The organism is Candidatus Polarisedimenticolia bacterium (assembly GCA_035764505.1).
In the GTDB taxonomy this organism is placed as follows: domain Bacteria; phylum Acidobacteriota; class Polarisedimenticolia; order Gp22-AA2; family AA152; genus AA152.
The window spans coordinates 26,365-33,709 of record DASTZC010000187.1; the positions used below are offsets into that span (position 1 = coordinate 26,365).

At 67.4% G+C, this 7,345-nt stretch carries 8 protein-coding genes and 1 pseudogene; 1 reads left to right on the top strand and 8 read right to left on the bottom strand.

Annotation, left to right across the window (positions count from 1 at the left end):
• Positions 1–11: 11 nt before the first annotated feature.
• From VFW45_12585 to VFW45_12615, 7 genes and pseudogenes are all read right to left on the bottom strand, one after another.
• Positions 12–1,025, bottom strand: a complete 1,014-nt coding sequence (locus VFW45_12585; GenBank protein HEU5181619.1) for an amidohydrolase family protein — start codon at positions 1,023–1,025, stop codon at positions 12–14.
• 82 nt (positions 1,026–1,107) lie between these two features.
• A complete protein-coding gene (locus tag VFW45_12590) occupies positions 1,108–1,254 on the bottom strand; it encodes a DUF3761 domain-containing protein (protein HEU5181620.1) in 147 nt (48 codons plus the stop codon).
• Positions 1,243–1,458: pseudogene (locus tag VFW45_12595) on the bottom strand (DUF3761 domain-containing protein). Before VFW45_12595 ends, VFW45_12590 begins: the two are co-directional and overlap by 12 nt.
• Before the next feature lie 79 nt (positions 1,459–1,537).
• Positions 1,538–2,059 carry a 3-hydroxyanthranilate 3,4-dioxygenase gene (locus VFW45_12600; GenBank protein HEU5181621.1) on the bottom strand — a complete coding sequence of 174 codons (522 nt, stop codon included), beginning with the start codon at positions 2,057–2,059 and terminating at the stop codon, positions 1,538–1,540.
• A 40-nt stretch (positions 2,060–2,099) separates the two neighbouring features.
• On the bottom strand, positions 2,100–2,405 hold the full coding sequence (locus VFW45_12605; GenBank protein ID HEU5181622.1) for a Rieske (2Fe-2S) protein: 306 nt from the start codon (positions 2,403–2,405) through the stop codon (positions 2,100–2,102).
• A 118-nt stretch (positions 2,406–2,523) separates the two neighbouring features.
• The gene (locus VFW45_12610; protein HEU5181623.1) at positions 2,524–3,798 is read right to left on the bottom strand and encodes a zf-HC2 domain-containing protein; all 1,275 of its coding nucleotides are present in this window, start codon (positions 3,796–3,798) and stop codon (positions 2,524–2,526) included.
• Positions 3,795–4,388, bottom strand: a complete 594-nt coding sequence (locus VFW45_12615; GenBank protein HEU5181624.1) for a sigma-70 family RNA polymerase sigma factor — start codon at positions 4,386–4,388, stop codon at positions 3,795–3,797. The genes VFW45_12610 and VFW45_12615 overlap by 4 nt, the downstream gene beginning before the upstream one ends.
• Positions 4,389–4,690: 302 nt before the next feature.
• Between VFW45_12615 and VFW45_12620 the strand changes: the two genes are divergently transcribed.
• A complete protein-coding gene (locus VFW45_12620) occupies positions 4,691–7,057 on the top strand; it encodes a VIT domain-containing protein (protein ID HEU5181625.1) in 2,367 nt (788 codons plus the stop codon).
• A 15-nt stretch (positions 7,058–7,072) separates the two neighbouring features.
• On the opposite strand, the gene VFW45_12625 is transcribed toward VFW45_12620, so the two are convergent.
• Positions 7,073–7,345: ABC transporter permease (locus tag VFW45_12625; GenBank protein ID HEU5181626.1), on the bottom strand; the 273-nt coding region annotated here is incomplete at its 5' end.

The window sequence follows — 7,345 nt, forward strand, 5'->3', positions numbered from 1 at the left end:
AGGCGGGTGGCTCATGCGATGAAGCTTTCCGGCGGCAGACCGAGGAACTCCAGCGCGGTGCCGGAAAGGAGCCGGTCCTTCGTCTCCGGCGGCAGGTCGGCCATCGATTCGATCATCCCGCCGGGACGCGGCTCGCCGAGAGGAAATGGATAATCGCTCCCCAGGGCGATGCGCCGGGCTCCGGCGAGCTTCAGGAGGAGGCGGAGCTGATCGGGATCGTGGGTCAAGGAGTCAAGATAGAAGCGGCCCAGATAAGCGCGCGGATTGACCGGGTTGTCCACCGCCACCAGGTCGGGACGTCCCAGGAAGCCCCGCTCGATCCGCCCGAGGGTCCCCGGGAAGGCGCCGCCGCCGTGGGCGAAGGCGATGCGCAGACGCGGCAGCCTCTCCAGGACGCCTCCGAAGATGAGCGAGCAGATTGCCAGCGACACCTCGGCGGGCATTCCCACCAGCCACGCCAGCCAGTACTTTCCCATTCTTTCCCTGCCGAGCATGTCCCAGGGATGGACGAAGATCGCGGCCCCCAGCTCCTGCGCATGCTGGAAAAAGGGGAAGAGCGCCGGGTGATCCAGGTTCCAGTCGTTCACATGAGTGCCGATCTGGGCCCCGCGCAGCCCCAGCTCGCGCACGCAGCGCTCCAGCTCGGCGGCGGCGAGGTCGGGATCCTGCAGCGGCACCGTACCGAGTCCCGCGAAGCGGTCAGGGTGCTGGCGCACGATGCTGGCGAGATGATCGTTCAGCAGGCGAGAGAGATCCAATCCGTCTTGCGGCTTGGCCCAGTAGCTGAACATCACTGGGACGGTGGAGAGCACCTGCGCCCGGACGCCGGACTGCTCGCACTCCTCCAGACGCACGGCGGGATCCCAGCAGTTGGCCTCGATCTCCCGGAAGCAGCGCTCGCCCATCATCATCCGCGCCCTTCCCGGTGCCGCGTGATCCAGGCGGATGAAATCGCCGTAGCCGTAGCGCTGCCGGAGATCGGGCCAGCGCTCGGGCAGGATGTGGGTGTGCAGATCGATTTTCATGTTGCCTCGGAGCGGGTGCCGCGGAAGAAGCCGGCCCGGGCGGACTGCCGGCCGGCCGGAGCAATCCGCCTCCGGGGGCGGCTCATTTCGCCGGATGGGCCTTCTCGATCTCGAAGGCCACGCCGCCGTGCTGCGAGCAGGCGCCTTGAGAATCCTTCGCCTTCGAGTAGGTCCCGTCCTTGCAGCGGAAGGTCGCCTTCTTCGGAGGCTTGCCGAACCACTTCGCCACGCCGCCATGCCCCGAGCAGGTGCCGCTGCGCTCCTGCGAGGACGACCAGGAGCCGTCGGCGCAAAGGGCGGTCGCGTCGCGCGGCATTCCCGAGGTGGCGTCGAAGCGTACCTCGGAGCCCGGCGGGTCGGGCGCCGCGGGCGCCGGGGCAATCGCCGCGGCGAAAAGGCCTGCCGCGATCAGGAGGAGAGCGGCTTTCTTCATGAAGGAACCTCCGCCGGCGAGGCTCCTTCCGGGCACACTCGCCGAAGTCGTGATGAGGATCGAGCGCAGCAGGACGATTTCAGCGCACGGGCGGCGGAGGCTGCATCACCGTGCCGCACTTCTTGCAGGTGCGCAGCTTCTCGTCGGCGTAGAAGCTCTCGATGATCGGCTTGAGCTGCGTCCCCAGGTCGACGAGCTGGAAGCTCGAATCGTAGAGGACCTCCCAGCAGTTCTCGCAGTACCAGCGCAGCGAGTCCTTCTCGCCGTCGTCGCGATGGCGCTCGACGACCATGCCGACCGTGTCGGCGCCGCGCTGCGGAGAGTGGGGAACCCACGGCGGGAGAAGAAAGATGTCCCCCTGGCGAATGGTGATGTCGCGCGGCTTGCCGTCCTCGATCACTTTGAGGACCATGTCTCCCTCGATCTGGTAGAAGAACTCCTCTCCGGGATCGACGTGGTAGTCCTTGCGGCGGTTCGGACCGCCCACGATCATCACCATGATCTCGGAATCCTTCCAGACCATCTTGTTTCCGACCGGGGGCTTCAGGAGGTGGCGGTTCTCGTCGATCCAGGCTTTGAGGTTGTAAGTGGAGAGAGGCATTCTCTGGGACCTCCGTAGCAGCGGCCCGCGCGGCCGGGCATCAGATCTGGACCAGGATGTCCTGTCCTTCCTGCTTCACCGCGAAGCAGGGAGTCGAAAGATTTGGGTTGGTCAGGCACTTTCCCGAGCCGACCTCGAATTCGAACGCATGCCAGGGGCAGGTGAGGACGGAGCCGCTGAGGGACCCCTCGCCGAGGGGGCCGCCGCGATGGGGGCAGGCATTGCCGAGGGCGTGCACGCGACCCCCGATATTGAACAGCGCAATCGAAGCTCCGCCAATCTCCACGCACCGGGAGGATCCCTCGGGGAGATCCGAGATCGATGCGACTTTCACGAAATCAGCCATTCTGCCCTCCTTTTCTCCGGCAGTTTAGCATTCCCGGCGGATCCACACACTCCTTCGGGCGCGGCTTCAGGGGGTCCGGCCGGAGGGGTCGGTCGACGACGCAACTCTCTGGCGAGTGTTACCGCGCCGGGGCGAGGAGGGGAGGCAGCGGTCCACAGCGTTTTTCCAGCTCGGCCCGGTAGCGCACGCTGAAGAGGCGCTGCATCCCCTGACGCATGGTGCGGACGATCTCGGGGACACCTTCCTGGAGCGGCTCGCCAAAGGCGACGCTGTGCAGCGGGTCGCCATTCCCGTTGCGCAGCGTCAGGCTGGAAAGGAGATTTTCCCGGGCCGCCTCCTGGGAAGCGACCATGTCGGCAGGCCGGGAGGGGGCCGCCAGGAACTCCTTCGACACGGCCGCCGCGAACAGGGAAGGGAGATCATCCACCGCCTTCGGTCCGGGCTTGCCGGCGGGCGGCGGCGGGGAGAGCGCATCCACCGACACCGAGCAGGCATAGCCGCGGGTGATCACCGTGATGAGGCCGTCCTCCGCGAAAGTGGCCGATAAGTCAGGTCCCTCGTAGACCAGCGAGCGCGCTTCGCCGACGGCGGCGCCTTCATCTGGAGCGGCCAGCTGTGCCCCCTCGGCGGCTCCCGTCACGGTCTCGTCGTCGGCCGCGGCATCCTTGCCTGCCCGCAGCGCGGAGCGCTGGGGTGACGCCTCGGCGGCGGCCGCCGATTGCTTGCTCAGCGGCGCCGTGGGCGCGGCTACCATGCCGGGCCGCGGAGCTGTCTTCGCCTTCGCGCCGGCGCCATCGGCGTAGTCGAGGGAATCGGCGATCTCGACCTTCTCATCGCGCGCCGGCTCATCTTGTCTCTTCATCCTCTCGTCGAGCTCCTGCCGGCGGGTCCCTTCCTTGTCGTAGGCGACGAACCCTCCGGCGGCACCGGCATCGGGAGGAGCGGACGGCTGCAGGTCGGCCTTCTTGTTCTCCTCGGTACCGACGGGGGCCGCCTCGGGGGGCGGGCTCGAAGTGGAGACATCCAGATCGGCGGCACTCCTTTGGGGAAGCTCATGGCGCCATCCCAGATAGGCCACCGTCACCAGGATCAACGCGGCCGCGGTGGCCAGTGGGAAAGGTGATTTCCAGAAGGAGACCCTCGGGCGAATGGCTCGCGCTTCCGATCCGCTTTCGATGCGCCGGCGGATTGAAGCCGCGAGCCCGGCGGGAGCCGCCGCGACCGCCTCCTCGCCCACGGCCGCGCTCATCCGGCGGATGTCGTGCAGGACCTGGCGGCAGTCGGGGCAGGAGCGCAGGTGCTCCTGTACCTGTACCGACTCCTCGGAAGAGAGCTCGCCGTCGGAAAAAGCCGAGATCTGCTCGAGCGGATGGGCGCCTGGCTCGGATTTCATCGCTCCCCCCCGCCCAGGCAGTCCCTCAATGCGGATCGGGCGCGGGCCAGACGCGACCGGATCGTCCCGATCGGCACGCCCAGCGCGTCGGCCATCTCTTCGTAGGAGAGCTCTTCCCCGTCGCGCAGGGCCAGGGCGCTGCGCCATAGAGGAGGAAGCCGGTCGAGGCAGCGCGCCAGCCGCTCGCCGATCTCCTTCTGCTCCAAAGCGTGCAGCGGCGTCGTCGCGTCGGTTGCCTCCGGCGGAACGAACATCTGCTCGGTCGAGACTTCGAGGGGACGCGAGGCGCGGCGGATCCGCTCGCCGCGGGAGCGCAGGTGATTCAGGCAGCGGGTCACGGTGATGCGATGCAGCCAGGTCGACAGCCGGCATTCGCCGCGATAGCCAGACAGCGCCTGATAAGCCGTCATGAAGACCTCCTGCGCCATGTCCTCGGCATCCTCCTTCCGCCGCAGAATCCTCCAGGCGACCCGCCAGACGGTGGAGAGGTGTGCGCGGACGAGCAGATCGAAGGCGGCGGTATCCCCCTCCCGGGCCCGCGCAACCAGCTCCTCCTCGCTCTCCGGCCTTTCCACGGGTCGAAGTTCCATCGCCTCCAGCATGACATGCCCGGATTCAAAAGTCTTTCAGGACCCTTGCCGCACCAGGTTGGACAGGAAAGGGGCGCCGGAGTTCCCGCGCGTCAAAAAATTGTTCGGAACTTTGGGCCGCGACGCCTGTCGATCAAGGCGTGCAGCAACGAACCCTGTCACAGGAGGCCCCCGTGCGAATGAAGCTTTTCCTGGCAATGGTGCTCGCCCCGTTCCTGCTACTTGGCTCGATTTCGCCGTCCCCTCCATCTCCGGTCCGGAGCGATGCAATCGAGGAATCGCCTCGTCCGGAAAATCTTCCGATGCCTCACGACCTCCGCCCGGATCCCCGCCGCCCTGCCACGAGCGACAGTCTTTCGCCTTTTCTCCTGGCGGGCACGCGGGTGCGGACCTGGATTACCGGCCCGGTGGCCCACGTCGAGGTCACCCAGACCTGGGAGAACAGTAACGACCAGCCGGTCGACGGCCTGTACATTTTCCCCCTTCCCGAGAATGCCGCCGTCAATGACATGACGCTGACCATCGGCGAGCGCACCATCCAGGGCGAGATGCGCCGACGGGACGAAGCCCGCCAGGCCTACGAGCAGGCCCGCAGGGAAGGCCGCACGGCCGCATTGCTGGATCAGGAGCGCCCGAATGTCTTCGCTCAGCGCGTCGCCAATCTCGCCCCGCGCCAGCGGATCGAGGTGAAAATCGCCTTCGATTACGAAATCCGCTGTGCCGAGGGGGCGTGCGAGTATTCCTTCCCGACGGTCGTAGGGCCGCGCTTCATTCCGGCGCGCCAGACCGATCCCGGCGAAATCGCGCCGCCGATCGTCTCCGAGGGGAGCCATGCGCGCCAGCGTTTCTCGATGACGGTGAGCCTCGAGGCCGGAGTCGAGGCCCATGAGCTCCAGTCCCCGTCGCACCGCATCTCGATCACCCCTTTCGGAAAGGGAGGTCAGCGGGTCACCCTGGCGGCAGAGGAAAAGGAGATCCCGAATCGCGACTTCAAGCTGCGCTGGAAGGTGGGGAGCGGAGAGCCCGAGGTGGGCGTGCTGGCCTGGCGCGACCCAGGCGGGTCCGATCCGTCGGGTGTCTTCACCTTGATCCTGCAGCCTCCCGCCGATTTCGACACCGCATCCGCGGCGCCTCGCGAGCTGGTCTTCGTCCTCGATTGCTCCGGCTCGATGTCGGGCGTGCCGCTGGAGGCTGCGAAAGGAGTGGTGCGGCGGTCCCTGGGCGCCGTGCGCCCCGAGGACACCTTCCAGATCCTGCGCTTCTCAGACGCCACCTCCGGGATGGGAAGCCGCCCGCTCGCTCCGACGCGCGACAACCTGCGCAAGGCGCTCGCCTACCTCGATTCGCTGCAAGGCGAAGGAGGCACCGAGATGATCCTGGGAATCCGCGCCGCGCTCGATTTCCCCAAAGACCCGCGCCGCCTGCGGATCGTGGCGTTCCTGACCGACGGCTACATCGGCAACGAGAGCGAGATTCTCAAGGAAGTCCGCTCGCGTCTGGGGGAAGCGAGGCTGTTTGCTTTCGGCATCGGCTCCTCGGTGAACCGCTACCTCCTGGAAGGGCTGGCGGAAGAGGGACGAGGCGAAGCGGCCTTCCTGGGACCGCGCGAGACGCCCGATGAGATGGTCCAGCGCTTCACCCGGCGCATTGACGCGCCGGTCCTTACCGATGTCCATATCAGTTGGCGCGATCTGGAGGTGACCGACACGATTCCAGAGCGGGCCCCCGATCTGTTCGACGGGCAGCCGCTGATCCTGCAGGGCCGCTACCGACGCGCCGGGACGGGAGTCGTGGAGGTGGAGGGCTTCAGCGGGGGGAGCCGCCGGATCTACCGGCGCAACGTGACGCTGCCGGAGAAGGCCGAGGGCCACGAGGCGCTCGGCAGGCTGTGGGCCCGGGCCCGCATCCACCAGCTGGAGCGTGACCTGCACGACGGCCCGAGCCCGTCGGTGGTCGAGTCGATAACCCGGCTGGGGCTGGGACATCACTTGATGACGCCCTATACGTCGCTGGTGGCGGTGGACAGCGAGATCAGCAACTGGACCGGCTCCTCCGCGCAGGTCGGCGTCCCGGTCGAGATGCCCGAAGACGTTTCCTACCAGGGAATCATCGGCCGCGGCGATGCTCCGGTGGCCGCGCGCCAGACAATGGCGGTGTCCCCTGGGGTGTCGGGAGGCCTTCTCTCGGGATTCGGGCTGGCCAAGGACTCTCCGGCCGCCGGCTCGCTGCCCCCTGCTCGCAACGCCGCGCCGATGGAGGAGAAAGCAAAGCCCGCCTCGCAGGAAGGGGATCGAGCGCCGGGAAACAAGAAGGAAGCGCGGGATGAAGAGAGCACCAAGGCTCCGGGATTCACCCGCCTGACGATCTACGAGGACGGCTCCGACGGAATCGCGCTGGAGGGGGACGGCAGCCTGTATCGTCTGCGGGGCGTTCAAACCACTTTCCTGAAAAAGATCGACGCGTCGGAGATGGAGGAGGTTCGCAGGGCACTGACCCAGGCGGGGACGGATCGGTGGCGCGGCGGCGGTGGGGGACCCCGAATCGTCCTGGACGCGGGGAAGGTGACGCGGGTCATCGGGCTCTCGAGCTCCGATCCCTCCGTGCAAGCCCTGGCCGCCTTGCTGCGCTCCCTGGCGAGTCTCCCTGGAAAAGCATCAAGCTTTCCGTGATGGATGCAAGGCGTCTCAAGCCACCGAGGGCGGCTCAGAGCCGCGCACCGAAGAGACGGCGGTGGAGCGCAGCGCCAGGACCGAAAGAGCGATGAGCAGGCCAGGCCATGCCGCGATCCACCAGGCTTCCGCCAGGGCGTCGCGCCCCGAGGCCATGATGCTTCCGAGCGAGACCGCCGGCGGAGGCGCCCCCAGACCGACCAGCGACAGGGCCGATTCGAGCAGGATCGTGTCGGCGAAGCGCAAGGCGGTGCTGACGGCGAGCAACGGTCCCATTTGCGGCAGAAG

What these genes read in the sequence shown, in the direction of transcription:
- VFW45_12585 (HEU5181619.1), bottom strand. Translation starts at nt 1,025, where the DNA reads ATGAAAATCGATCTGCACACCCACATCCTGCCCGAGCGCTGGCCCGAT.
- VFW45_12600 (HEU5181621.1), bottom strand. Translation starts at nt 2,059, where the DNA reads ATGCCTCTCTCCACTTACAACCTCAAAGCCTGGATCGACGAGAACCGC.
- VFW45_12605 (HEU5181622.1), bottom strand. Translation starts at nt 2,405, where the DNA reads ATGGCTGATTTCGTGAAAGTCGCATCGATCTCGGATCTCCCCGAGGGA.
- VFW45_12610 (HEU5181623.1), bottom strand. Translation starts at nt 3,798, where the DNA reads ATGAAATCCGAGCCAGGCGCCCATCCGCTCGAGCAGATCTCGGCTTTT.
- VFW45_12615 (HEU5181624.1), bottom strand. Translation starts at nt 4,388, where the DNA reads ATGGAACTTCGACCCGTGGAAAGGCCGGAGAGCGAGGAGGAGCTGGTT.
- VFW45_12620 (HEU5181625.1), top strand. Translation starts at nt 4,691, where the DNA reads ATGCCTCACGACCTCCGCCCGGATCCCCGCCGCCCTGCCACGAGCGAC.